General features: G+C 61.5%; 25 protein-coding genes. 12 read left to right on the forward strand and 13 right to left on the reverse strand.

Annotated elements, in window-relative coordinates; all coding sequences use genetic code 11:
• Positions 1 to 3 precede the first annotated feature (3 nt).
• Positions 4 to 492 carry a GNAT family N-acetyltransferase gene (locus HY26_RS16730; protein WP_034766891.1) on the reverse strand — a complete coding sequence of 163 codons (489 nt, stop codon included), beginning with the start codon at positions 490 to 492 and terminating at the stop codon, positions 4 to 6.
• Positions 489 to 1,226 (reverse strand): DUF6065 family protein, encoded by a 738-nt coding sequence (locus HY26_RS16735; protein WP_034766892.1) that lies wholly within the window; start codon positions 1,224 to 1,226, stop codon positions 489 to 491. The genes HY26_RS16730 and HY26_RS16735 overlap by 4 nt, the downstream gene beginning before the upstream one ends.
• 52 nt (positions 1,227 to 1,278) lie before the next feature.
• Between HY26_RS16735 and HY26_RS16740 the strand changes: the two genes are divergently transcribed.
• Both HY26_RS16740 and HY26_RS16745 read left to right on the forward strand, forming a co-directional pair.
• Entirely contained in the window at positions 1,279 to 1,791 is a 513-nt protein-coding gene (locus HY26_RS16740; RefSeq protein WP_112074197.1) for a prolyl-tRNA synthetase associated domain-containing protein, read from the forward strand.
• 96 nt (positions 1,792 to 1,887) lie between these two features.
• The gene (locus tag HY26_RS16745; protein WP_112074165.1) at positions 1,888 to 2,904 is read left to right on the forward strand and encodes an aldo/keto reductase; all 1,017 of its coding nucleotides are present in this window, start codon (positions 1,888 to 1,890) and stop codon (positions 2,902 to 2,904) included.
• A 95-nt stretch (positions 2,905 to 2,999) separates the two neighbouring features.
• Here HY26_RS16745 and HY26_RS16750 read toward each other — a convergent pair whose 3' ends face one another.
• Positions 3,000 to 5,570, reverse strand: coding sequence for a DNA translocase FtsK 4TM domain-containing protein (locus HY26_RS16750; protein ID WP_233348779.1), 2,571 nt, complete (start codon positions 5,568 to 5,570; stop codon positions 3,000 to 3,002).
• 225 nt (positions 5,571 to 5,795) lie between these two features.
• On the opposite strand from HY26_RS16750, the gene HY26_RS16755 reads away from it, so the two are divergent.
• A complete protein-coding gene (locus HY26_RS16755) occupies positions 5,796 to 6,230 on the forward strand; it encodes a hypothetical protein (RefSeq protein ID WP_034766896.1) in 435 nt (144 codons plus the stop codon).
• A gap of 74 nt (positions 6,231 to 6,304) precedes the next feature.
• Here HY26_RS16755 and HY26_RS16760 read toward each other — a convergent pair whose 3' ends face one another.
• Entirely contained in the window at positions 6,305 to 7,690 is a 1,386-nt protein-coding gene (locus HY26_RS16760) for an ammonium transporter (RefSeq protein ID WP_034766898.1), read from the reverse strand.
• Between the two features lie 212 nt (positions 7,691 to 7,902).
• On the opposite strand from HY26_RS16760, the gene HY26_RS16765 reads away from it, so the two are divergent.
• Positions 7,903 to 9,153, forward strand: a complete 1,251-nt coding sequence (locus HY26_RS16765) for an FAD-dependent oxidoreductase (RefSeq protein WP_034766900.1) — start codon at positions 7,903 to 7,905, stop codon at positions 9,151 to 9,153.
• Here the strand turns inward: HY26_RS16765 and HY26_RS16770 are convergent.
• Genes HY26_RS16770 through trxA form a run of 4 tightly spaced genes read right to left on the reverse strand, consistent with a single transcriptional unit; the run spans position 9,143 to position 11,289 of the window.
• Positions 9,143 to 9,463, reverse strand: a complete 321-nt coding sequence (locus HY26_RS16770) for a DUF971 domain-containing protein (protein WP_112074166.1) — start codon at positions 9,461 to 9,463, stop codon at positions 9,143 to 9,145. The two genes, HY26_RS16765 and HY26_RS16770, sit on opposite strands and share 11 nt — an antisense overlap.
• Positions 9,460 to 9,684 (reverse strand): Trm112 family protein, encoded by a 225-nt coding sequence (locus HY26_RS16775; RefSeq protein ID WP_034766904.1) that lies wholly within the window; start codon positions 9,682 to 9,684, stop codon positions 9,460 to 9,462. Before HY26_RS16775 ends, HY26_RS16770 begins: the two co-directional genes overlap by 4 nt.
• A 7-nt stretch (positions 9,685 to 9,691) precedes the next feature.
• The gene (locus HY26_RS16780) at positions 9,692 to 10,342 is read right to left on the reverse strand and encodes an LON peptidase substrate-binding domain-containing protein (protein WP_034766906.1); all 651 of its coding nucleotides are present in this window, start codon (positions 10,340 to 10,342) and stop codon (positions 9,692 to 9,694) included.
• A 59-nt stretch (positions 10,343 to 10,401) separates the two neighbouring features.
• Positions 10,402 to 11,289 (reverse strand): thioredoxin, encoded by an 888-nt coding sequence (trxA, locus tag HY26_RS16785; RefSeq protein ID WP_034766909.1) that lies wholly within the window; start codon positions 11,287 to 11,289, stop codon positions 10,402 to 10,404.
• Positions 11,290 to 11,520: 231 nt separating this feature from the next.
• Here trxA and HY26_RS16790 point away from each other — a divergent pair, with 231 nt between their 5' ends.
• Positions 11,521 to 12,180, forward strand: a complete 660-nt coding sequence (locus HY26_RS16790; RefSeq protein WP_112074167.1) for an outer membrane lipoprotein carrier protein LolA — start codon at positions 11,521 to 11,523, stop codon at positions 12,178 to 12,180.
• A 308-nt stretch (positions 12,181 to 12,488) separates the two neighbouring features.
• On the forward strand, positions 12,489 to 13,295 hold the full coding sequence (locus HY26_RS16795) for an exodeoxyribonuclease III (RefSeq protein WP_112074168.1): 807 nt from the start codon (positions 12,489 to 12,491) through the stop codon (positions 13,293 to 13,295).
• 19 nt (positions 13,296 to 13,314) lie between these two features.
• Here HY26_RS16795 and HY26_RS16800 read toward each other — a convergent pair whose 3' ends face one another.
• Positions 13,315 to 14,001: a response regulator transcription factor gene (locus HY26_RS16800; RefSeq protein WP_034766915.1), complete on the reverse strand. Its 687-nt coding sequence runs from the start codon at positions 13,999 to 14,001 to the stop codon at positions 13,315 to 13,317.
• Between the two features lie 99 nt (positions 14,002 to 14,100).
• Here HY26_RS16800 and HY26_RS16805 point away from each other — a divergent pair, with 99 nt between their 5' ends.
• Positions 14,101 to 14,610 carry a L,D-transpeptidase gene (locus HY26_RS16805; RefSeq protein WP_233351669.1) on the forward strand — a complete coding sequence of 170 codons (510 nt, stop codon included), beginning with the start codon at positions 14,101 to 14,103 and terminating at the stop codon, positions 14,608 to 14,610.
• 1 nt (position 14,611) lies between these two features.
• Here the strand turns inward: HY26_RS16805 and HY26_RS16810 are convergent, their stop codons facing one another.
• Positions 14,612 to 15,277: a YggS family pyridoxal phosphate-dependent enzyme gene (locus HY26_RS16810; RefSeq protein WP_112074198.1), complete on the reverse strand. Its 666-nt coding sequence runs from the start codon at positions 15,275 to 15,277 to the stop codon at positions 14,612 to 14,614.
• A gap of 4 nt (positions 15,278 to 15,281) precedes the next feature.
• Between HY26_RS16810 and HY26_RS16815 the strand changes: the two genes are divergently transcribed.
• The gene (locus HY26_RS16815; RefSeq protein ID WP_158531545.1) at positions 15,282 to 15,917 is read left to right on the forward strand and encodes a thiamine phosphate synthase; all 636 of its coding nucleotides are present in this window, start codon (positions 15,282 to 15,284) and stop codon (positions 15,915 to 15,917) included.
• Here HY26_RS16815 and HY26_RS16820 read toward each other — a convergent pair.
• Entirely contained in the window at positions 15,914 to 16,321 is a 408-nt protein-coding gene (locus HY26_RS16820; RefSeq protein ID WP_158531546.1) for an NtrZ family periplasmic regulatory protein, read from the reverse strand. The genes HY26_RS16815 and HY26_RS16820 overlap by 4 nt on opposite strands.
• Positions 16,322 to 16,451: 130 nt before the next feature.
• On the reverse strand, positions 16,452 to 17,618 hold the full coding sequence (locus tag HY26_RS16825) for a porin (RefSeq protein WP_112074170.1): 1,167 nt from the start codon (positions 17,616 to 17,618) through the stop codon (positions 16,452 to 16,454).
• Positions 17,619 to 17,722: 104 nt separating this feature from the next.
• Here HY26_RS16825 and HY26_RS16830 point away from each other — a divergent pair, with 104 nt between their 5' ends.
• From HY26_RS16830 to holA, 4 genes are read left to right on the forward strand one after another with little or no spacing between them, the layout of a single operon-like run.
• Positions 17,723 to 18,151 (forward strand): DUF3576 domain-containing protein, encoded by a 429-nt coding sequence (locus HY26_RS16830; protein WP_034766926.1) that lies wholly within the window; start codon positions 17,723 to 17,725, stop codon positions 18,149 to 18,151.
• A gap of 39 nt (positions 18,152 to 18,190) precedes the next feature.
• Positions 18,191 to 20,755, forward strand: coding sequence for a leucine--tRNA ligase (leuS, locus tag HY26_RS16835; RefSeq protein ID WP_112074171.1), 2,565 nt, complete (start codon positions 18,191 to 18,193; stop codon positions 20,753 to 20,755).
• Complete coding sequence (gene lptE / locus HY26_RS16840) at positions 20,752 to 21,225, forward strand: LPS assembly lipoprotein LptE (RefSeq protein WP_065383182.1); 474 nt, start codon at positions 20,752 to 20,754, stop codon at positions 21,223 to 21,225. The genes leuS and lptE overlap by 4 nt, the downstream gene beginning before the upstream one ends.
• The gene (gene holA, locus HY26_RS16845; protein ID WP_112074172.1) at positions 21,225 to 22,259 is read left to right on the forward strand and encodes a DNA polymerase III subunit delta; all 1,035 of its coding nucleotides are present in this window, start codon (positions 21,225 to 21,227) and stop codon (positions 22,257 to 22,259) included. Before lptE ends, holA begins: the two co-directional genes overlap by 1 nt.
• Before the next feature lie 2 nt (positions 22,260 to 22,261).
• Here holA and HY26_RS16850 read toward each other — a convergent pair whose 3' ends face one another.
• Positions 22,262 to 23,176, reverse strand: a complete 915-nt coding sequence (locus HY26_RS16850; RefSeq protein WP_112074173.1) for a ParB/RepB/Spo0J family partition protein — start codon at positions 23,174 to 23,176, stop codon at positions 22,262 to 22,264.
• Position 23,177: the final 1 nt, after the last annotated feature.

Here is a 23,177-nt window from a genome sequence, read left to right on the forward strand (position 1 = left end):
GCGTCAGAGCTTCCGCTCCAGATAGATCACTTCCTTTTCGCCGGGCACGAAGGCCTGGCCGCCGACTTCCTCGAAACCCAGCCGTTTGTGGAAGCGCAGCGAGCCCGGATTGGGCGGCAGGCGGTTCACCTCGCATCCAATGGCATCGTAGCGCCCGGCGCAGACCGCAAACACCGCCTGATAGAGCGCTTCGCCGATCCGCTGGCCCCGCGCACGCGCATCGATGGCGATCCGGTCGACATAATTCACATTGCCGCCCCGCGCCTCGAACCAGCGGAGATTGTCGCTGGTATAGGCAGCCGTGCCCGGCGGCACGAGATTCAGGAAACCGACTGGCTGGCCGTCTTCCCCCACCGCAACGAGGCATTCGGAGAGAGATAGCCACTTGGCCAGATCTTCGGGTGTTTCGCGGCTGACGCCCGGCACGCCCTGCTCGTTGATCGCGTGCAGGGCCGGCAGGTCTGCGGGCGCATAGGCCCGGATTGTGATCATGAAATCTCTTTCGGCGGCTTCAGGCGACGCTTGGTCTGGTGGCTGTCAGCCTTGTCGCCGGTCGGCTTTTCGCCACGCATATAATGGCGCTGCCAGCGCTCCTTCATTGCGCTCTCTTCGCCCTCACCAAGCCGCTTGTTGAAGTCGGCGCGGCTTTCCGTCCAGGCATTGTATTCCTTCACCAGTTCCTCGTTCGAGCGCAGGAGTTTCCGCTCCGGCTGAATCTCTTCCAGCTTCTTGTGCTCCATCAGTGTGATGAAAGCGAAGGGCTCGCCCTTTTCGAAGATCACGCTGCCCTTGCGGGTCATCTGCCAGTTCATCGTGAACGGGAATGGCAGCCAGTCGGTCTCAACCAGGCCCGTCAGCGGATAGATCCCATCCTTCGGCCAGTTCGGCGGGCCAGTCACCCAGACGCCCCAGCCGGGCGGCGTGCGGAAGAGGTGGCCGGTGTGGAAGGTGACGATGCCGCGGGCGAAGTGCGCCCCGGCAAAACTCTCGATGCTGCGCGGGTCGCCACGGGTCAGCAGGCGGATGTCCTCGTTTCGCGGGCCGCCATTCCACTCGATCTTGATGTCCATCGGCGCCAGCAATTCCCAGCCCGTGGAGTTCGCCATGGTCAGCGGCAGGCAACGATAGGGATGGCGGTCGGTAAAGGCGTCCATCCAGTCACGATTTGACCGCGCAGGCACCAGATCCGGCGCGACATCGTAGATTTTGTAGCAATCAAGAAACATGGGGGAGGCTCTGCGCTTGACGGAGGCCACAAGTCTTGGCCCAAAGGGCCCCATGACGGCAACCCCCGACGACCTGTTCGCCTATCTAGACCAGCTGGGCATCGCGCACTCGACACAGTGGCACGAGGCTGTGTTCACTGTGGACCAGAGCACGGACGTGAAACGCACCCTGCCCGGCGGGCATACAAAGAACCTGTTCCTCAAGGACAAGGACGGCAACATCATCCTGATCGCGGCAGAGGCGCACTCTCAGCTGAAGCTGAACAAGTTGCACAAACTGATCGGGACGAAGCGGCTGTCCTTTGGTTCGCCAGACCTGATGGAGGAACTGCTCGGCGTGACGCCCGGCTCGGTCACCGCATTTGCCTTGATGAACGACACCGAAGGCCGCGTGCGGTTCCTTGTCGACGCCGCACTCATGGAACATGAACCGGTCAACTTCCACCCGCTCACCAATACCGGCACAACGACGGTTTCAAAGGCGGATTTCGAAAAGTTCGTTCGCGCCACCGGCCATGGCTTTGAAGTGATCGATTTCACCCAGCTGCTGACCGACGCAGAGTAAGGCGGGCGGGCGTCTCACGAATTTGTTCGCGCTCGCCTCTGGTCATGCCGTTTCTGGCCGCTAGTGTCGCCGCAACAAGACAGGGAGAACGCCAACATGCAACACCGCCGCCTCGGCCGAAGCGCCATCTATGTATCCGATATCTGTATGGGCACGATGACCTTCGGTTCCCAGACCGATGAGGCTGAATCCCTGCGGATTCTCGACGCGAGCTTCGACGCCGGGATCAATTTCTACGACACCGCTGAGAACTACCCCGTCCCGCCCGATACCAAATGGGCCGGCCGCACGGAGGAAATTGTTGGCAAATGGCTGAAGACCAAGGACCGGGATTCCATCATCCTGGCGACCAAGGTCTGCGGACCTTCACATGGCTGGATCAAGGGCAGCCAGCGCGCCGGCATGACCGCGCTCGACCGCCACAACATCACCAAAGCCATCGAGGACAGCCTCACCCGTCTCGGAACGGACTATGTGGACCTTTACCAGACCCACTGGCCGGACCATGGCACAGCCTATGACGAGACGATGGAAACGCTGGATGACCTCGTCCAGGCCGGAAAGGTCCGCATCGTCGGCTGTTCAAACGAAGATGCATGGGGCCTGATGAAAAGCCTCGAAGCGTCCAGCCGACTCGGCACCGTTCGCTACGAGACGATCCAGAAAAATTTCAGCCTGAACAACCGCCGCTTCGAGGACGCGCTCTCCAAGGTCTGCGTGAAGGAAGACGTCAGCCTGATCCCATACTCCCCAATCGGCGGCGGTGTCCTCTCCGGCAAATATCAGGATGGCGCACGGCCGGAAGGCGCACGCTTCTCCCGCTATCTGGAGATTGGCGGCCGACAGGCAGCGATGGCCCACCGCTTCGTGAACGAGAAATCGCTCGCCTCGACGGCAAGGTTCATGGACATCGCGAAGGAGGCCGGCATCAACGTCGTCACCCTCGCTACCGCCTGGTCGAAGCAGCACAAATTCGTGGCCTCCACCATTGTCGGTGTCTCGAAGTTCGACCAGTTGGACGACATCTTCGCCGCTGCAGACCTCACCCTGTCGGATGACGTGATGAAGGCCTGCGACGCGGTGACGAAGGACATCCAGTACCCGATGGGCTGACACCTCCACAAATTGAAACCCCCGTTCGCATTTCACCGCGAACGGGGGTTGCCCCAATTGCCCACCTTAGCCGGGTGAGATTGTTCAGGCGACGGTCATTCCGGAGAGGGGCGTCCGTTCGCCAATACTTCGCGTTTGCCGGCGTGGTTCGGCGCGGAAATGATGCCCTCTTCCTCCAGCCGGTCGATGACGCCCGCCGCCTTGTTGTAACCGATCTTCAAGCGGCGCTGCAGGTAAGACGTCGAGGCGCGCTGGTCGCGCACAACAATGGCGATGGCCTGCGAGAAGAGATCGTCTTCTTCGTCGCCGGTTGAAGTGCCGAGCATCGCATCCATCACGGCCGAACCGGTGGAGCCATCATCCGGCGCTTCCAGGATATCCATCACATAGTCCGGCTCGCCCTGCTCACGCAGCCAGTCGGTGACCGCGCCGACGTCTTCATCGGAAACGAACGGGCCATGCAGGCGCGTCGATTTATGGCCCGGTGCCTGGTAGAGCAGGTCGCCCATGCCGAGCAGCTGTTCAGCGCCCTGCTCGTTGAGGATTGTCCGGGAGTCGATCTTCGTCGTCACCATGTAGGAGATACGAGTCGGGAAGTTCGCCTTGATCGTACCGGTAATGACGTCCACGGACGGTCGCTGCGTTGCAGTGATCAGGTGGATGCCGGCCGCACGCGCCATCTGGGCGAGACGCTGGACGCAGCCTTCCACTTCCTTGCCGGCCACCAGCATCAGATCGGCCATCTCGTCGATCACGACCACGATGTTCGGAATATGCTCGGTCGGCAGGATCTCGGTTTCGTAGACCGGCTTGCCGCGATCATCGAAACCGGTCTGCACCTTGCGAACGAGGTTCTCGCCGGCATTGCGGTATTTCGCGGCTTTCTCGTTGAAGCCCGCGAGGTTCCGGACGCCCGCTTTCGACATCAGTTCATAGCGGCTTTCCATTTCGCGCACGGTCCACTGCAGCGCGTTCACGGCTTTCTTCGGATCGGTCACAACCGGTGCCAGCAGGTGCGGGATGCCTTCATAGATCGAGAGCTCGAGCATTTTTGGGTCGATCATGATGAAACGGCACTGTTCCGGCGTGTGACGGTAGATCAGTGACAGGATCATCGCGTTCACACCGACCGACTTACCCGAGCCTGTCGTACCCGCGATCAGCAAGTGAGGCATCTTGGCCAGGTCGACCACGGTCGGCACGCCGCCAATGTCTTCACCCAGCGCCATCGGAAGGCTGGCCCGTGAGCCGGTATAGGCGTCCGATTGCAGCAGCGTGCGGAGATACACCGTATCGCGATCTTCATTCGGCAGTTCGATACCGATCGCATTCTTGCCCGGCACAACCGCGACGCGGGCGGATTTCGCGCTCATCGAGCGGGCAATGTCGTCTGCCAGAGAGATGACGCGGGAAGATTTCACGCCCGGCGCCGGCTCCATTTCGAACAGGGTAATCACCGGGCCCGGGCGCACTTCCTTGACGCGGCCGCGAACACCGAACTCCTTCAGAACGTCTGAAAGTTTCGCAGCCTTCGCGAGCAGCGCATCCTCATCGATCGAGTCGGCGCGTTCGACCGTCTGTTCCAGGAGATCGATCGACGGCAGGCGTCCGGCCTTGCGGCGGCGTTCGACCGGCTTGGAGACACGCGGCGCTGCAGACTGCGGCTTCGCCTTGGGCTTCGGCAGGGTGAAGAGCGGCTTACGCTCCTGCTCTTCATCCTCGTCATCTTCATAATCGTCGGCTTCGTCGTCGATTTCGTCTTCGTAGTCATCGTAATCGTCTTCGGCGTCGTCGAGGTATTCCGCTTCATCATCAAAGTCGTCGTCTTCTTCGATCTCGATGACATTCTTGCCGCGCTTGCGCAGGAAACCGGGCGTTTCATCGTCATCAGTCAGCACGACGCGAGCGCGATCTTCTCGGACGTCGACCATCTCGTCTTCGACCTCGATCCTGCGCTTCGGTGCGAGGGCACGTGCGATGGCAAGCAGCAAGCCGCCGACCCCGCTGGCCTGACGGGCAGCACGAGCACCGGACGATGCGGCCGCATGCTTCAGAAGACGGGCATCGCCGCGGCGGAAGCCGAGCGCCGACAGACCAGCCCAGAGGGCGAGCGTACCGAGGAAAAAGGCGGCCCAGCTTTCAGGGGACGGCAGCATCAGCGCACGGAAAGGCATGGCCGCGAAATGGAACAGGCCATCGCCGACCACGCCGCCAAGCCCGGCGCTCAGCGGCCAGGACTGCGGCACCGGCCAGGCAGCGAAGAAGGCCGCCGAAAACGGCACAAACAGGAAGCCCTTCACCCAGCGATGCACACGCGGCGCGCCAATCAGCACAGTGCGCATGGCCCCGCCAATCATCAGCGCGAGACCGGCGGTCCATGCCGACCAGCCGAGCGTCTGACGGGCAAGGTCTGCGAACACGGCGCCTGAGCGCCCGAACAGGTTCTGAACATCAGAATCGGTCGCGGCATTCCAGGAAGGGTCCGTCGCAACATAAGAGCCGACACTGCCACAGATGAAAACGCCGATCGCAAATGCGGCCGCACCCGTCAGGATGCGCCAGACAGGATCGCTAACGCTGAAATGGGTTGCGTCATCATCATAAGCATAGTCGGTCATGAAGGGGGACGGCTCCGTGTTGTCGGTGGAGCGGTCAATCTGGCCCATCAACCTTAACTCTGGGCAAATGCCCGAAAGTCTTTTTCAGCGGCGAATTAACGTTTTCAGAGGGGCGTTTCGGGGCTCGGATCCGGCATTATCCGGCTCACGCCGGTACATGTCCCTGCCCCGTCCCATGAGGGTCCTGGTGCATTTAATTCCCGTAATCACGGAACATCCGGCCTGATGCTCTATTGATACAGGACAATCAGGAAACCCGAAAGGAGACACGAAATGACACGCGCCCTGATCACACCCGCAGCCTTTGCGCTGTTAACGGTTATGTCTGCAAATGCACAGGAAATGAATGAAGATGCCTCTGCAGTTAACGCCTCCAAAGCCGAAATTTTTGACGAAATCCCGGCTGACCTGGAAGGCATGTCCGTTCAGGACCTGAACGAGCTGCAGCGCGCCCGGCTGGAACAGAACGCCTTCGAGATCGCCGAATTGACGAACAAGGCCCCGGTGATCGTCGCCGATACGCCTGAGCCGGAAGAGGAGCTCGTCTTCACGGCCGAGCGCGAGGAAGTCATCGTCCCGCAGGACGGACCTGCGGAAGTCGCCGTGGGCGGGCCCTATTATGAGAGCGAATCCGAAGCGATGAAGGATGGGGACCTGAACACACCCCCGGCCGCCAGGCCGGAAGACGCTGAAACGCAGGAGCAGTAAGTCCCCTTCCCTCCCGCAATGAAAAAACCCCCGGCAGATCCTGCCGGGGGTTTTCGTTTCGGAGAGCCGCAACCTTAGGCGTTGGTGAAGTCCGGATAGGCTTCGAGACCAACTTCGGAAACGTCCATACCGGCCATTTCCTCTTCCTCGCTGGCGCGGACGCCAATCGTGAGCTTGAGGGCCATCCAGACGATCACGGAAGCGATCGAGACGAACACACCAGTCAGGACCACGCCAACCAGCTGGCCGACATAGCTCGGGTCACCGGCTTCGTTCGGCATGATGTTGTTGCCGTAGGAAGCGGCAACGATGATCGTGCCCCAGATACCGCAGACAAGGTGGACCGGGATGGCGCCGACGACGTCATCGATCTTGAACTTGTCGAGCACCGGAACGGTCAGGACAGCCAGGACACCGCCCACGCCGCCGATAAGGACCGAAGCGCCCATGGACGGCGCCAGCGGCTCAGCCGTGATGGACACCAGGCCGCCGAGCGCGCCGTTGAAGACCATCGTGGCGTCGACCTTGCCCTTGTAGAGGACTGCGGTGGTGATCATGGCGAATAGCGTACCGCCGACAGCCCCCATATTCGTGTTGGCGAAGATCTGGGCGACCGAGTTGATGTCCGTCACCGTACCGGCAGCAAGCTGCGAAGCACCGTTAAAGCCGAACCAGCCGAACCACAGGATAAAAGTACCAAGACCGGCGAGCGGGATGTTGGAGCCCGGCATCGGGTTCACTTGCTTGCCGAAATACTTGCCTGTCCGCGGGCCGATGATCAGCGCGCCCATAAGAGCCGCCCAGCCACCCGTCGAGTGCACCAGCGTCGAACCGGCGAAGTCGGAGAAGGCCCATTCGGAGTCGAGGTAACCGCCGCCCCACTCCCAGGACACGACGATCGGATAGATGAAGCCGGTCAGGACAGCTGTGAAGATCAGGAACGGCCAGAGCTTCACGCGCTCGGCAACCGTACCGGAGACAATCGAAGCAGCCGTTGCAACGAACACCATCTGAAAGAACCAGTCGGAAGCCGGAGCGTAACCCGCATCGCTCATGGCCTCGAGGTCGCCGCCGTTCCAGATAACCGGTGTCGTGCCGAGCAGGCCGCCGAGGATCGTGGAGCCCGGATAGGCCATGTTGTAGCCGACCAGCCAGAACATGAAGCCGGCCACAGCGTACAGCACAACGTTCTTCATCGACTGCATGGCAGCGTTCTTCGAACGCACCAGACCGACCTCAAGACACATGAAGCCGGCTGCCATCAGCATGACGATGATGCCGCCGATCAAGAACAGGTAGGAGTTGTCGACATAGGAACTCGCGCTGCTGTTCACCGACTCTTCCAGTGCAGCGAGCCGTGCTTCCAGATCCGCGTCCTGTGCGTATGCGAGCGCCCCCGTCAACGCGAAGGCGGGCAGCAAGGCCACCCCGCGCGTCATTCTTTTCAGTAACTGGCCCATTCGGCCCCTCCATGTCGCAGGTTTCGGAGCTCGGGACCCCCCGCGCTCTCCCATCTCCGATATGATTTCGGGTGCCCAAGAAAGTCGCTTGGCGCTTCTGCTCTGAGGCCCATTCTCAAGACGAGTGGTCAAAACATGTGCAGCGTTGCGGCGAAACGCCCAATTCCTTACCACCGCTAGACGGAGGATTAAGACAGGCGTAGCTAGTCACCATGTCGAAACCATCCCTCGCCTCCAACGAACCTGTAGACCTCGTTATTGTCGGGGCCGGTCCTGTTGGCACCTCTCTGGCGGTTCTGGCCGTCCAGCGCGGCTTCTCAACAATCCTGATTGATGCGCGCGATCCTTCTGCAGCGCCTGCAACGGATACACGTACATTTGCTATAGTTCGCGGCAGCTGGCGGATGCTGGGGGCCACCGGGGTTCACCCCCTGCTCGAAGGGACAACAGAGGCTCTGAATGGGCTGGAAGCCACCGATGGAGGCAGTCATGTCTTCGGCGCCCCCGGTGTGATCTTCGGAAATGAGGATCTTCCGGACGATGATGACGGCCAACCTCTAGGACAAATGGTCCCGTCAGCAGACCTTCAGAAGGCCCTGGACGAGGTTGCTGGTCAGATTGCAGGCACTGATCAGGGCCTCGTTATCCTTAATGGCGCCCGCTTCAAGGGACTGGAAGACGGGCCCGGTCCGGCGACCGTTGTGCTGGAAGACGGCACCCGGATCCGCACCCGGCTGGTCGCCGCCTGCGACGGGGTGAATTCCTCGGTTCGCGATGCCCTCGGCATCGGGACGGAGGATCATGATTATGGAAAATCCGTCTTCGCCGCGAATGTGAAACTGGACCGTCCGCATAAAGGCATCGCCCGCCAGCTGTTCATGCCGGAAGGCCCGTTTGCGACCCTGCCGATGCCGGACAACCGGGCCAATCTGGCCTGGTACATGAAGCGCGGCGCCGCCGAAGCGCTGGCAAAGATGCCGGTTGAGGACATCGAGGCGGAGCTGAATGCGCGGTTCGAGGATTTCGCCGGACATATGACGATCGACGGGCCTGTCATCTCCTATCCGCTGAAAATGCGCCTTGCCCGGGCAATGACCGGGCCGCGTGTGGCCCTGCTGGGCGATGCGGCGCACCGGATCAACCCGCTGGCCGGACAAGGCCTGAACCTCGGCTTCAAGGACGTCGCTGCCCTGATCGACATCATGGTCGAGTCGCGTGAAGTGGGCCTCGACCATGGTGCCGCGCCTGCCCTGGAGCGCTACCAGCAATGGCGCCGCTTCGACATGACGAGCGTGGCCCTGTTCATGGATGTGATCGACCGGGCCTTTTCAAACGACAATGCTGTGCTGAAACCCCTGCGGGGTCTTGCCCTGACGGCGGCCAACAAGATCGGTCCGCTACGCCGGGCGATGGCGCGTCAGGCCAGCGCCGACCAGCCGCACCTGCCGAGCCTTATGCAGTAACGGCCTCGTCGCCGACGGTGAGTTTTCGGATCAGATCCCAGTTATAGAGCCCGCTATCGTGCCCGTCCGAGAAGACGATGCGGAGCGCATAACGGCCGACCGGGTCGGCGCGAAGCACACTGATATCGTCCGGCACCGGCGCCTGCGGCGGAGGCGGCCCGCTACCATGGCCGCGTACAGCCGCTGACGGAGACTGTTCTCTAAGCCGCTTGTAGCTAACCGAACCGGACTTGCCGTCATCGAATTCGGCATAGAGCGCGCCATCCGATTTGCGGAAGACGAGCTTCAGGGGCCAGGCCATGGCGCTCATGCCCCGCCCTCTTCCAAGTCCAGGTCGCGCGCCTCTTCCGGCAGCATGATCGGGATACCGCCCCGGATCGGATAAGCCAGCCGTGCCTTGGGCGAGACCAGTTCATCCGTTTCCGCATTGTAGTGAAGCGGCTGGCGCGTCTGCGGGCAGATGAGGATTTCAAGAAGGCGCGGATCAACGCCCGAATGGGGCCGGCGCGTGCTGGAAGTGTCGTCAGTCATGGGCGTCCTATTGCAGGGTTCCGTCATCTGGACCAGCGGAATCCATTGTCAGGATTGTGATCAGCATGTCGGCCCGGTCTCTCAGCGTGGGCGCTTCCAGCAGGGCCTGCTTCTCCATCACCGAGAACGGGCTGCCCGCGGCCAGTGCCTGAACCAGCGCATCGACGGGAGCCACTTCAACCGCATCCCAATCCGCCTTCATGTCGTGACTGCTGACATATTTGCGCAGTGCGGCGACCAGATCCTCGCGCGATGGCAGACCGACCACAGAATCGGGTTTCAGATCGTTCGCATAAGGCGCCCAGTTCGGACGCACCTGACGGTAGGGCGTCATCACATCCAGCTCCTCCAGCACGCGAAAGCGGGCAATGCCGGCCAGGGTGATCAGGTAACGGCCATCATCCGTTTCGGAATAAGACGTGATGCGCCCGGCACAGCCAACGCCAATCAGGTCCGGCTTCTGGCGGTCACCGCCAACGCTCTGGATCATGCCGATCAGCCGGTTTCCGGCCATCGCATCGTCGACCATGTTCAGGTAACGCGGCTCGAAGATGTTGAGCGGCAGATGCCAGTGGGGAAACAGCACGACACCCGGCAGCGGGAACACGGTCAATGTGTCCGGCAACTGATCCACCGAGTGATAGGTTACGCTGCTCATTCTGCCTCCGGGGCGCCGTTGCCCCCTCGCATCACGGCATTATGCGGGAGGTGGCTGCCTCAGGCAAACATAAGGGATGCGAGACGGCGGCGTCCGTCGACTGTTGCCGGATCGGTCGGGCCCGCCGCTTCGAAAATCTGGAGCAGCTTTTCCTTCGCCTTGCCTTCTTCCCAATCCATCTTGGATCCGAGGATAATCAGCAGGTGATCGACCGCATCGCCATAGCGCTGGGCCGCTGCGTATTTCTCAGCCAGTTCAAACCGCTTGGCGTGATCTTCCGGCGCCGCCATGACGGCGTTCAGCAAGTCGTCGAATTCGTCGGCAGCCGGAGCGTCTTCCATCATGTCGATCGCCATGCGCACGCCTTTGACAGCGGTGTCGTGCTTCTGGTCTTCCGGCACCATGTCCAGCGTTTCGGCGGCGCGTTCCTTGTCACCATTGGCGAGGTAGCAGCGCGCAAGGCCCGCAATCGCGGCGACATTCTGCGGGTCATGCTGAATGATCGCGGCGTAGATCTGTGCGGCCGTCGCGATATCACCGGCCTGGCTGGCAGCTTCTGCCTGCGCGAGCGCATCTGCGATTTCCTTGGCGGAATCGGTCCCGGAGACGAGCTTTTCGATGAAGCTGCGCACCTGGCCTTCCGGCAGCGCGCCCATGAACGCATCGACCGGGCGGCCCTTGTCGAACGCATAGACCGCCGGGATAGAGCGCACGCCGAGCTGGCCGGCATAGGCCGGGTTCTCGTCGATATTGATCTTCACCAGTTTCACCGCGCCATTATGGCTCTCGACCACTTTCTCGATCACCGGGCCGAGCTGGCGGCAGGGGCCGCACCAAGGGGCCCAGAAATCGACGATCACGGGCTGGGTGTTTGACGCCTCGACCACATCGGTCATGAACTCCTGGTCGGTGGTGTCTTTGGTGTGCAGGGCTGCGGCATCGGCCATGGCTAGTATTCCTTCAAAGTCTGGCCGGAAGATGGGCGTTCAGGCCAGACTTCGCAAGCAGAACAACAGACACGCCTGCGTGTTCATCTGCGGTCAGGTCTTGCACCGTGCCTGCCCTGAAGCTGAATGGCGGCCAACGAAAAGCGGCCAAAATACCTTTATCCCGCCCTGTTTAGGCAGGGTTCAGGCGATTAAGTGTAAGCGCAAGGTCACGAAAAGGAGACCCGTTCGATGAAGACCAAGCTCGCTGCCCTGGTTGCTGCTGCCGCCCTCGCCGGCACACCCCTCGCGCTGGCGCGTCAGGCGACCCCCGAAGCGGCACCGACAAAGATCACCACGGCGCCGGCCGGTATGACCGCTGCCCAGCGCACCGCGCTGCTGAAAGACATCGCCGCCTCCATGGAGAAGGTGAAGACCGCCTCAGGCCGGTTCGACCAGCTCTCGCCGGACTTTACGACCAGCACGGGCAGCTTCGCCATTTCCCGCCCCGGTAAGGTGCGGTTCGACTATGACGCCCCTTCCCCGCTTCTGATCGTCGCCAATGGCACGACGGTCACGATGCAGGACTCCGAACTGGAGACGACCGACCGCGTGCCGCTCGGCTCCACCCCGCTTGCCCTGCTGCTCGACGACAATCTCGATTTCGAGACCGAGGCCGAGATTGTGGACGTCAGTGAAAGCGGCGATGAGGCGGCGGTGACCCTTCGCGATCCGGATGGCGAAATGGACGGCACGCTGACCCTGTTGTTCAGCGGTCCGGATCATGACCTGACCGGCTGGCGCACGATCGACAGTGCAGGGAACCTGACTCAGGTCGAATTGCACAATGTGGTGACCGGAAAGAAACTCAATCCGCGCCTCTTCATCGTCAGGGATTTCGACGACGAGTAGTGCAACAACTGCAACAGATTCCGAAACCACTCGCCCCGGGAGCCCACGCTTTCCGGGCGAGTGTTACCAAGAGTCACTCAAGCACTTAACACATATTTTACTTGAAATTTTCGCCCGTAGTGACATCTTTGCAACTGTCGACACACGGCAAACCCCGCGCAGCACCCGACCCCCCCGCTGTGAACCACCGTGTTGTCGCAGCCGGAGCCTTCCCCTCCCGGCGAGACGTTGGAAACCGCGTCAGGCGCGCCCGAACTCCCCGCGTTCGGGCGCGTTGACGTTTCAGGGAACAATGCTACGCAGCCCGAATGCCTAAACCTCTCAAGATCGTCAGCTGGAACATCAACTCGGTTCGCCTGCGCGCCCCGAACATCGAAGCCTTCGTTGCGCAGGAAAATCCGGATGTGATCTGCCTTCAGGAGACCAAGTGCCAGGACGGGGAATTCCCGGTAAAGGCCTTCAACGAGATGGGGCTGAAGCATCTTGTCCTGAACGGCCAGAAAGGCGGGCACCATGGTGTCGCCATAGCCTCGCGCCTGCCGCTGGAGCGGATCGAGGCGCCGGACCTGTGCCGGGAAGGCCATTCGCGCGTGATTGCCGCGAAAGTCGCGGGCATCGAGATCCACAATATCTACCTGCCCGCCGGCGGGGATGAGCCGGACCCGGCGAAGAACGACAAGTTCGCCCACAAGCTCGACTTCCTCGAAAAACTCGGGCCCGCCTACAAGAAGCAAACCAAGACGCCGCGCGTACTGGTGGGCGACCTCAATGTCGCTCCGCATGAGAACGATGTCTGGTCGCACAAGCAGTTACTGAAAATCGTCTCCCACACACCTGGAGAAACCGAGCGGCTGGAAGATTCCCGCAACATGGCGAAGTTTGCAGACATTGCTCGCCTCGCCGTGCCGGACGATCAGAAGCTCTACACATGGTGGAGCTATCGCGCGAAAGACTGGGCGGCCTCGAACCGCGGACGCCGTCTGGATCACATCTGGGTCAATTCCGCGGGCCTGCCCGAAACGCTGGTCGACAGCTACAAGATCCATCTCGGCTGGCGCGGCGGTTGGAAACCGTCAGACCACGCACCGGTCAGTGTGCAGATCAAGGCAGGTTAAAGTTTAGCTGGCCGGACAATCACGGCTGCAGACGATAGCCGCCCGCATCGGTCAGCAGCAAGCGGGCATGCGCCGGATCCGGCTCGACCTTCTGGCGCAGGCGATAGATGTGCGTTTCCAGCGTGTGCGTGGTGACGGCGGCATTGTAGCCCCAGACTTCCGCCAGCAGCTCATCCCGCGCCACCGGCTTGCCGCCGGCCCGGTAGAGATATTTCAGGATGTTCGTCTCTTTTTCCGTCAGGCGGATCTTCTTGTCCTCATCGGTCACCAGCAGCTTCATCGCCGGGCGGAACTCATACGGGCCAACCTTGAATGTGGCGTCCTCGGACTGTTCGAAACTGCGCAGGTGCGCACGGACGCGGGCAAGCAGGACGGAGAATTTGAACGGCTTGGTCACGTAATCGTTCGCACCGGACTCAAGGCCGAGGATCGTGTCGGCATCGCCATCCTGACCCGTCAGCATGATCACCGGGGCGCGCACGCCTTTCTGCCGCATGATCTTGCAAGCCTCGCGGCCATCCATGTCCGGCATGTCGACATCAAGCAGGACCAGGTCGATGCGCTGGCTGGTCGCGGCTTCGATCCCCTCGTTCGCATTGGCAGCCTGAAGGGTTTCGAAGCTGTCGTGCAGCTCGAACTGTTCGGCCAGCGCTTCGCGCAGGTCTTCATCATCGTCCACCAGAAGGACCGTTTTCTTGGCAGCCATGCGACTCTCCTGTTCCGAGTGAGTGCTGCTTCTATCCATATCGCATCACGATGCCATATGAATGTAACGCACGAACGATCACAAGAGCGGGAGGATTCCGTGAGCGCGGATTTCATAGCCTATGCAGACGGACGCTTCCTTCTGGCCGGACGGGAAACCCGGTGCTCGGTCGGTCGCAGCGGCGTCATCGCCAGTGAAGACAAGCGGGAAGGCGACGGCTTTTCACCTGCGGGCACCTGGCCGATGCGGCGCGTCTTCTACAGACCGGACCGGCTGGACGCCCCGAAAACCCTGTTGCCGCTCGTGCCACTCACCCCGGAAGACGGCTGGTGCGACGCGCCGGATGACCCACTCTACAATCGCTGGGTCAAACTGCCCTACGCCGCCAGCCACGAGAATCTCTGGCTGGAAGACCATATCTACGATGTGATTGTTGAACTCGGACACAATGACGATCCGCCCGTTCCGTCGCTGGGCAGCGCCATCTTCCTGCATCTTGCCCGGCCGGACTGGGGCCCGACAGCGGGCTGTGTGGCCGTGACGCTGGAAGACATGCTGGAAATACTGCGCCTGTCTGCGCGCGGGTCTGAGATCGAGATCCGGCTCTAGATCAGGCGTAATCCCGCGGACCGAACAGGGCGGACCCGACCCGTACATGGGTGGAACCGAAACGCGCGGCCGTCACATAATCGGAACTCATACCCATGGAGAGGGTCGGCAAACCCGCTTCCTTCGCCAGCTTGGCGAGCAGGGCGAAGTGCGGCCCGGCCGGCTCATCCACTGGCGGGATGCACATGAGACCCTGCACATCGAGACCCTTCTCACGCGCATACTGTAGCAGCTGCTTCAGATTCGACGGCGCGACCCCGGCCTTTTGCGGCTCTTCGCCGGTGTTCACCTGGATCAGGACGGGCAGGGCGCGGCCCACTTTCGTCATTGCCTTCGCCAGGGCATCGGCGAGTTTCGGCCGGTCGAGCGTCTCGATCACGTCAAACAGGCGCACCGCGATCTCGGCCTTGTTCGTCTGCAGCGGGCCAATCAGGTGAAGTTCCAGGTCCGGGTAGGCGGACCGGCGGCCGCTCCAGCGGGCTTCGGCTTCCTGAACGCGGTTCTCACCGAACACGCGCTGGCCAGTCGCGAGGATTTCCTCGATCGCCGCGTCGGGCTGCGTCTTTGTGACCGCCACCAGCTGGGGCGGCGGGGTGGCAGCGTCGGAAAGTTCGGCCAGCACCGCCTCGCGGCGCTTGGCAATGGAGAGCGTGTCGGTATCAGTCATCACGATGACGCAGGAAGACCGAAACCGCGCCGAACGCAAGCTCCGCACCGCCGCACGTGTCGCGGGGCGGCACCTGCCATCCGGCTTGCCGCCGATCCTGTACCTGACCGATCCGGCGCGGACACCGGATCCGGTCGCCACCGCTAGTCGGCTATCGTCATGGCATGGTCTGGTTTACCGGCACTATGGTCAGCCGGGGCACGAACAAGTTGCCGCTGATCTGGCGATAGTCTGCCGAAAGCGGCATGTGAAACTGCTGATCGCCAACGATCCTATGCTTGCGATGCAGGTCGGCGCGGACGGTGTGCACTGGCCGTTCGCAGAACGGGGCAAAGCCCGCCGCTGGCGCAATCGTTTTGCCTTGATGACGGTGAGCGCACATACGCCGCAACAGTTGCGATTATTACAGAATGCGGTGTTTGACGCAGCCCCGCTATCAACGGCCTTCCCATCCGCCAGCCCCAGCGCCCGCAAGCCGCTCGGCGCCCTGAAATTCCGAAAGCTTGCTCGTGCATCCACCTTGCCGGTCTATGCGCTCGGTGGTGTTCATGCCGGCACGGCATCATTTATCGCACCTGTAGCAGGTATTGCAGCAATAGAAGGAATAGAGGCCGTGTTCGGCCCGAAAGCGCGGCCCTAGAACTTGAAGGCGGACTTCAGGCGGACACCGGTTTCGACTTCGCGGTCTTCCCAGGTCGAAACGGCGTTCAGATCGTCAGCGCCCACGCTGACTTCACCACCAACCGAGAAACGCGGGGTGATCTTGAAGGTCGCACCGGCCTGCATTTCCTGGCGCGGAAGCGGGGAGAGGTTTGCAGACGGGCGGGACAGTTTGTCGATCCGGAATTCCCAGCGGTCACTGCCGGAGAACTGCATGGAAACGTCTTCCGACGGCTCGGCCTGCCAGACCGGGCGGGCGTCAGCCGGCTTGGAAATAGCGAACTGGCGGTACCAGTCGACCTTTCCTGCCTGCGTTTCGGAAAGCTGCGGCGCATCGACGGTGACTGTCGGCACGCGGGAATCCTCCTGCGCGGCTGCTGGCATCACCAGAACCGTCGCCGAGAATACACAAGTGAGCAAAAGCCCAAGCCGCATAATTGCACCGTTTTCCTCACCGAACATTAGGGGTCCGATCTCCTAAACAGAAGATTAATTATCGGACACGCCTGATAAACTAATGCGATAGTGTGATTTCTATCACAATTCCGTCCCCTCCGAGGGGCCTGGAAGATGCATCTGCCGCGAAATCCAGCTGGTCATACCGGTATCCGAACGCAATTCGGGCAGAGTCTGTCACAGGACGGGCGAGTCCGGCCCGCCAGGATTCGCCTTCGACGCCAGCGGTATCGTCCGTTGCGTGGCCATATTCGACGCCCCAGTCGAATCCGAGCGCGGATTGGGTAATTCCAGCAGTCCAGGCAGAATAATCGCCGGAGAGGCCTGTCAGGCCGTTATCGCTGTTCTGCCAGCTGGCGCCGACAATGGTGTTCTTCCACTCCGCATTCGCGCCGACAGACAGGGTTTCCACCGTACCATAAGTGACAGGCGATACGGGCGAGGCATCGACATCCGCGCGGCTCCAGGCTGTCGCTGCGCGTACCCGCACGCCGCTTTCCCGGAAGCGGTGATTGAAGCTCAGGCTGGCTTCCCCCGCATCCGACAAGGAAAGGGCCGCTGTGCCGGGCAGGATTCGCTCAGGATCCCGGTCCAGGCCTCGGACATTGGCGTCAGGCGTATAAGATAGTCCGCCCTTGAAGCCGACAATTCGCGGCGTGGAGTAGGATATTTTCGCCGCCGGACCGGTGAGGTCATGATCTGTGCGCACAATCGCCCCCCCGTCGGGGTCCAGTCTCGGAGCGTGCAGCGACACCGTCGAAAACAAGGATGGCGCACCTTGCGAGAAGCGCTTCGCAACGCCCTCATCCCGGCCGAGACGGACTTCGCCATACCCCCCCTCGACGTAAAGATAGGCCGTCTGTAGTTCACTGCGGACACCATCATCTTCGAATCCGGGAGCCTGAGCCAGCCCACTGAAGGCACCTGCCACCGCAGGCATGCCAATCGCCGGATCTGCAACGACACCGGAGAATCCCGCACGGGCAGGATGATCCTGTTGCGCGTCCAGCTGAAGGGCGAAACCCAGCACCAATCCATTATCCAGGACACGATTGGTATCGACGCCAAGTCCCAGACGGTAAAGAGCTTGCTCGTCCGCACCAGGCGACAGCACGAGCCCGGCCTCTGCCTTCCAGTCCGTTTCCCAGATCGACCAGTCTTCCTGCGCCGCAGCGGGCAGGCTGGCGCTCACCGAAACCAGGGCCAGAAGGATCGGACGTTTCATGCTTAACTCCTTCGGGATACTGCACACATGAGCACTGGCGAGCCCAGACTCGTGTTGTTATACAAACGCCGGTCTACAAGGTATTGCGCTCGGGAACTTTCCTCATGAACAAATATGTCTTCTCCGCGGCAGCTGCTGCCATGTTCGCACTGGTTGGATGCCAGGGCGGTGGCAAGCGTCTCAGCGCAGACGCTCAGGTTACCGCGAAGAATGTCGGCACGGTGAACCCCTATCTGTGGCGCGCCTCACTCGACACGTTCACCAACATGCCCATTTCGAGCACCGATCCGATCGGCGGCCTGATCGTGTATGATTGGAAGAGTTTCCCGGGCTCCGAAAATGAGCGCATCAAGGCGACCGTCTACATTCTCGATACGCGACTACGCGCTGATGGCGTGAAAGTGGCCGTATTCCGCCAGGTGAATCAGGACGGCACATGGGTCGACGCACCGGTCGACCCGGAAACCGCGATGCAGCTGGAAAATGCGATCCTTGACCGCGCGCGGAATCTCAAGAACTCGCAACTCGGCTAGAAGTCGGTCTGATCAGACAAAAATCAGGGGGAGAGGCCGATGGCCACCCGGTACGATCCGCAAGCTGCGGAGCAAAAATGGCGTGAAGCCTGGACGAAGGCGGACCTGTTCAGGGCGAAATCCCCGAAGGAAGCGGGCGACGCCCCGAAAGCCTACGTGCTGGAGATGTTCCCCTATCCGTCCGGCCGGCTGCATATGGGCCACGTCCGCAACTATGCTATGGGCGACGTTGTCGCGCGCCATAAGCGGGCCAAGGGCTATAACGTGCTGCATCCCATGGGCTGGGACGCCTTTGGCATGCCGGCGGAAAACGCTGCCATGGAAAAAAACGTCCATCCCGGCAAATGGACCTATCAGAACATCGCCGCGATGAAGGCCCAGTTCGCAAAGCTCGGCCTGTCGCTGGACTGGAGCCGGGAATTCGCAACCTGCGACCCGGAATACTACGGCGCACAGCAGGCCCTGTTCCTGAAGATGCTGGACAAGGGCCTGATCTACCGGAAAGCCTCCAAGGTGAACTGGGATCCGGTCGACAATACGGTTCTGGCGAACGAGCAGGTGATCGACGGGCGCGGCTGGCGTTCCGGCGCGCTGGTGGAGCAGCGCGAGCTGACGCAATGGTTCTTCAAGATCACGCATTACGCTGAAGATCTGCTGGGAGAAGTGCAGAAGCTGGAGCGCTGGCCCGAGAAAGTGCGCACCATGCAGGCGAACTGGATTGGCCGGTCGGAAGGCCTGCAGATGCGCTTCGAATGGGACGCTGATGCACCGGCCAATTTCGACGACGGCATCGAGATTTTCACAACCCGCCCGGACACGCTGTTCGGCGCGAGCTTTATTGCACTGTCTCCGGATCATCCGCTGACGATCCAGCTGGCGGAAAATTCGGAAGAATTGAAGGCCTTCCGTGGAAAATGCGCACAGGTCGGCACCAGCGAGGAGGCCATCGAGAAAGCCGAGAAGCTGGGCTTCGACACCGGTCTGACGGTCAAGCACCCATTCGTGGACGGAAAGACGCTGCCTGTCTGGGTCGCGAACTTCGTGCTGATGGGCTACGGCACCGGCGCCATTTTCGGGTGCCCGGCGCATGACCAGCGCGACATCGAATTTGCCCGCAAGTTCGGTTTGAACGTGACACCGGTTGTGCTGCCCCCGGGCGCTGACCGGGCGAGCTTCACCGTAGACGACGAGGCTTATACGGGCCCCGGTTCCATCTTCAATTCGGCATTCCTGGATGGTCTTGGTATCGAAGACGCCAAGCGTACCGCAATTGAACGGATTGAAGGCATGGGCCTCGGTGCCGGCACGGTGAATTATCGCCTGCGCGACTGGGGGGTCTCGCGTCAGCGTTATTGGGGCTGCCCGATCCCGGTTGTCCATTGCGAAGGCTGTGGCGTGGTGCCGGTCCCGGAAAGCGACTTGCCCGTGCGCCTGCCGGATGACGTGACCTTCGACCAGCCAGGCAATCCGCTGGACCGGCATGCGACGTGGAAACATGTCGATTGCCCGAAGTGCGGAAAGCCCGCCCGTCGTGAGACGGACACGCTGGATACGTTTGTCGACTCGTCCTGGTACTATGCCCGCTTTGCGAGTGCGGACGACCTGGAAGAGCGCGCCTACTGGCTGCCGGTTGACCAGTATGTCGGCGGCATCGAGCACGCCGTGCTGCATCTCCTCTATTCCCGCTTCTTCTCCCGTGCGATGCGGGACATTGGCGAGCTGGACCTGCCGAGCGGCGAGCCCTTCGCCGGCCTATTCACGCAAGGCATGGTTACGCACGAAACCTACAAGTCGGCTTCCGGACAATGGCTGCAGCCGTCCGAAGTCGAGCAGGAAGGTGACACCTGGATCGAAAAGGCAACAGGCGGACTCGTGACGCCCGGCCCGATCGAGAAGATGTCGAAATCCAAGAAGAACACGGTCGATCCGGACGCGATTATCGCGCAATTCGGCGCGGACGTCGCACGCTGGTTCGTCCTGTCTGACTCTCCGCCAGAGCGCGACGTGGAGTGGACACAAGCCGGCGTCGAAGGCGCTGGCAGGTTTGCGCAGCGTCTGTGGAGCGTGTTCGATGCTCTGGGTGACCTTGAAAAGGCCGACCCGGCCGATGACACCGCTTCCGTCACAGTGCGCAAGGCCAGCCACAAGGCGGTCGTTGCTATCGACAAGGCGATTGAGGAATTCCGCTTTAACTCAGCTGTCGCCAGCATCCATGAATGGGTCAGCGCACTGAAAAAAGCCGAGTCGGCAGGCGAAGCCATCGGGGCCCGCTTCGAAGGCGCTTCGATGCTGGCGCGCTGCCTGACACCTTTCATGCCGCACCTCGCTGAGTCCTGCTGGGAGCGTATCGGTGGTGAAGGCTTTGTTTCGGCTGCGCCCTGGCCGATCGCCGACAAGACGCTGACCGAAGACGACGCCGTGACCATGGCCGTTCAGGTCAACGGCAAACGCCGTGGCGAGATCACTGTGCCGAAGGGCGAATCCAACGAGGCCGTGGAAGCTGTCGCGCATGCGCTGCCGGAAGTCGTGTCCTTCATCGAAGGCAAGACCGTGAAGAAAACCATTGTCGTGCCGGGCCGCATCGTGAATATCGTGGTGGCATGAAACGCTTCCTGATCGCGCTCGCTCTTGTTCTTCCGGCCTGCGGCTTCCAGCCGGTCTATGCGCCCGGCGGCAGCGCATCATTTGCCTCTGGCAATATTACCGTAAAAGAGATCCCGGGTCGGGCCGGCTACATGCTGCGCCGTGAACTTCAGAAGGAACTCGCAGCGGGCCTGCCGAACCTGAGCACAACAGCAATTCTGGAAGTCAGGCTGAATGATCAGCTGACACGCCTTCAGTTCAAGCCAGACGGCGCCGCATCCCGCTCGTCCTACACGGCTGCCGCGTCTTATGTTCTGGCCGGAGAATCTGTCCGGGTCACTGGAAGCTCGGATGCTGAAACCAGCTTCTCTGTGCCGGACCAGCCCTATGGGGACATCTCGGCCCAGACCAATGCGAGCGATCGGGTGATGCGTGTCCTGGCTGGCCGCATTGTCGATGATCTTCGGCTACAGCTCTCGACGCAGAACTGATGCTGTTCCAGGGCAAGAAGGCTGCTTCCTTCGCCCGTAAGCCGGACCCTGATATCTGGGCCGTGCTTGCCTTCGGAGAAGATGAAGGCCTTGCGAGCGATAACGGCCAGCTGCTGATCTCCGCATGGGCAGGCAAAGGTGCACATGCCGACGTCACCCTGCTGGACGACGACACAATCCGGAAAGAGCCAGCCCTTCTTTTCGATGCGCTGGAAGCCGTCTCTTTGTTGGGCGATCCGCGTGTCGTTCGCGTGCGCACCAGCGGAGACAAGATCGCCAAGCTGTTGATCGACGCGATCGAGGAAGGCGACAAAGCCGACCGCCGGTTCAGCGCGCACTTGCTCATAGAAGCTGGTAGCCTGCAGAAGAAGTCCAAACTTCGAATTGCCGCGGAATCTGCAAAGCGAACCGCCTGCCTTCAGTTCTTCGCCGATGAGGGCGTCGATATCGAGCAACGCGCCAAGCAGGCGCTGTCGGAAGCCGGGGTCAATATCGACCCGGACGCCCTTCGCCTGTTCGTCGGCGACCTGCCTGGTCACCGCATGGCGGCAAATTCTGAAATCGAGAAACTCGCGCTGTACGCGCGTGGTCTCGGCCGATCTGTTTCAGAAGCTGATATCCGCGCACTCTGTGCAACAGAGTTCGAGCAGACTCTGTCCACCGCGATCTCCGCCACGCTCGACGGCCACCCGGCCGCCGCCAATGCGGCATTCGAAAAACTCGCAATGGCCGGTACCGCAGGTATCAGCGTCTTGCGATCCCTTCAGTTTGAGGTGCGCCGCATGCTGGACGCGCATGTCCGGATCGAAGAAGGCCAGTCCAGTCCAAATATGAAACTGCGCCCGCCTGTTTGGCAAAGCGAATGGCCCGCCTATCGCGCCCGCCTCAGCAAATGGCCGGTTCGCCGTCTCACGCGCGTCCTGGAACGGATCTATGATGCCGAAGCGCAAGCGAAGCGCGCAGGTGGCAGCACAGATGCTGTTGTTCGTGTACTGATGAATGATCTCGCGCGTGCAGCTGAAGCCGCCCGATAAGATTAAGCCTTCTTGCGGGTCAACCGGCGACAGACATCATCCAGCTGTTCCAGATCACGATACTTGATGCGCAACTCACCGCCATTCTTGCCGTGCCGGATATCCACCTGCAGGCCAAGCTGGCGCATGAGGTCCGCTTCAAGCGCTTCGGTATCGACATCCTTTTCCGGTGCCTTGGACTTGGCGGGCTTGGCTTCAAGCGTCCCGCCATCCTTGGCCCCTTTGACCAGGGCCTCAACTTCGCGAACGCTGAGGCCACGCTCCGCTGCCATTTCGATCACAGCTTCCGGATCCGGTGCCCCGAGCGCGGCGCGGGCATGGCCTGCGGTGACCTTGCCTTCACGCACATAGGCCCTCGCGGCCTCCGGCAACTGGAGCAAGCGGAGCGTATTGGTGATGTGCACCCGGCTCTTGCCGACGCTGCTCGCCAGGCTTTCCTGCGTCCGGCCAAACCGGCTCATCAGCGCCTCATAGGCTTCGGCCTCTTCAATCGGGTTGAGGTCTGCGCGCTGGACGTTCTCGATGATTCCGATTTCCAGCAGTTCCAGCTCATCGAGGTTCCGGACGACGGCCGGAATGGATTCAAGGCCGGCAAGCCGGGCCGCGCGCCAGCGGCGTTCCCCCGCGATGATCTGGTACTTGCCCGGCTCTTTCGGATCGGGACGGACAAGGATCGCCTGCAGGATACCTTTGGTGCGGATCGATTCCGCCAATTCCTGCAGGGCCGTTTCATCAAACGTCCGGCGCGGCTGTGCAGGGTTCCGGCGGATGCTCTTGATCGAGATCTCATTGACGCCATTCGCCGACGGCGCAGCACCAGATTCCGGCTTTGCGGGCGTAGACGCTTCGACCTCACCGATCAGGGCAGACAGGCCCCGGCCGAGACGGCTTGGTTTCTGTTTCGGTTCGTTCGCCATA

This window comes from Hyphomonas sp. GM-8P (assembly GCF_003263315.1).
In the GTDB taxonomy this organism is placed as follows: domain Bacteria; phylum Pseudomonadota; class Alphaproteobacteria; order Caulobacterales; family Hyphomonadaceae; genus Hyphomonas.

Excerpts from the sequence above, each read along its gene's own strand:
- HY26_RS16730 (WP_034766891.1), bottom strand. The coding sequence starts at position 492 with ATGATCACAATCCGGGCCTATGCGCCCGCAGACCTGCCGGCCCTGCAC.
- HY26_RS16735 (WP_034766892.1), bottom strand. The coding sequence starts at position 1,226 with ATGTTTCTTGATTGCTACAAAATCTACGATGTCGCGCCGGATCTGGTG.
- HY26_RS16740 (WP_112074197.1), top strand. The coding sequence starts at position 1,279 with ATGACGGCAACCCCCGACGACCTGTTCGCCTATCTAGACCAGCTGGGC.
- HY26_RS16745 (WP_112074165.1), top strand. The coding sequence starts at position 1,888 with ATGCAACACCGCCGCCTCGGCCGAAGCGCCATCTATGTATCCGATATC.
- HY26_RS16750 (WP_233348779.1), bottom strand. The coding sequence starts at position 5,570 with ATGGGCCAGATTGACCGCTCCACCGACAACACGGAGCCGTCCCCCTTC.
- HY26_RS16755 (WP_034766896.1), top strand. The coding sequence starts at position 5,796 with ATGACACGCGCCCTGATCACACCCGCAGCCTTTGCGCTGTTAACGGTT.
- HY26_RS16760 (WP_034766898.1), bottom strand. The coding sequence starts at position 7,690 with ATGGGCCAGTTACTGAAAAGAATGACGCGCGGGGTGGCCTTGCTGCCC.
- HY26_RS16765 (WP_034766900.1), top strand. The coding sequence starts at position 7,903 with ATGTCGAAACCATCCCTCGCCTCCAACGAACCTGTAGACCTCGTTATT.
- HY26_RS16770 (WP_112074166.1), bottom strand. The coding sequence starts at position 9,463 with ATGAGCGCCATGGCCTGGCCCCTGAAGCTCGTCTTCCGCAAATCGGAT.
- HY26_RS16775 (WP_034766904.1), bottom strand. The coding sequence starts at position 9,684 with ATGACTGACGACACTTCCAGCACGCGCCGGCCCCATTCGGGCGTTGAT.
- HY26_RS16780 (WP_034766906.1), bottom strand. The coding sequence starts at position 10,342 with ATGAGCAGCGTAACCTATCACTCGGTGGATCAGTTGCCGGACACATTG.
- trxA (WP_034766909.1), bottom strand. The coding sequence starts at position 11,289 with ATGGCCGATGCCGCAGCCCTGCACACCAAAGACACCACCGACCAGGAG.
- HY26_RS16790 (WP_112074167.1), top strand. The coding sequence starts at position 11,521 with ATGAAGACCAAGCTCGCTGCCCTGGTTGCTGCTGCCGCCCTCGCCGGC.
- HY26_RS16795 (WP_112074168.1), top strand. The coding sequence starts at position 12,489 with ATGCCTAAACCTCTCAAGATCGTCAGCTGGAACATCAACTCGGTTCGC.
- HY26_RS16800 (WP_034766915.1), bottom strand. The coding sequence starts at position 14,001 with ATGGCTGCCAAGAAAACGGTCCTTCTGGTGGACGATGATGAAGACCTG.
- HY26_RS16810 (WP_112074198.1), bottom strand. The coding sequence starts at position 15,277 with ATGACTGATACCGACACGCTCTCCATTGCCAAGCGCCGCGAGGCGGTG.
- HY26_RS16815 (WP_158531545.1), top strand. The coding sequence starts at position 15,282 with ATGACGCAGGAAGACCGAAACCGCGCCGAACGCAAGCTCCGCACCGCC.
- HY26_RS16820 (WP_158531546.1), bottom strand. The coding sequence starts at position 16,321 with ATGCCAGCAGCCGCGCAGGAGGATTCCCGCGTGCCGACAGTCACCGTC.
- HY26_RS16825 (WP_112074170.1), bottom strand. The coding sequence starts at position 17,618 with ATGAAACGTCCGATCCTTCTGGCCCTGGTTTCGGTGAGCGCCAGCCTG.
- HY26_RS16830 (WP_034766926.1), top strand. The coding sequence starts at position 17,723 with ATGAACAAATATGTCTTCTCCGCGGCAGCTGCTGCCATGTTCGCACTG.
- leuS (WP_112074171.1), top strand. The coding sequence starts at position 18,191 with ATGGCCACCCGGTACGATCCGCAAGCTGCGGAGCAAAAATGGCGTGAA.
- lptE (WP_065383182.1), top strand. The coding sequence starts at position 20,752 with ATGAAACGCTTCCTGATCGCGCTCGCTCTTGTTCTTCCGGCCTGCGGC.
- holA (WP_112074172.1), top strand. The coding sequence starts at position 21,225 with ATGCTGTTCCAGGGCAAGAAGGCTGCTTCCTTCGCCCGTAAGCCGGAC.
- HY26_RS16850 (WP_112074173.1), bottom strand. The coding sequence starts at position 23,176 with ATGGCGAACGAACCGAAACAGAAACCAAGCCGTCTCGGCCGGGGCCTG.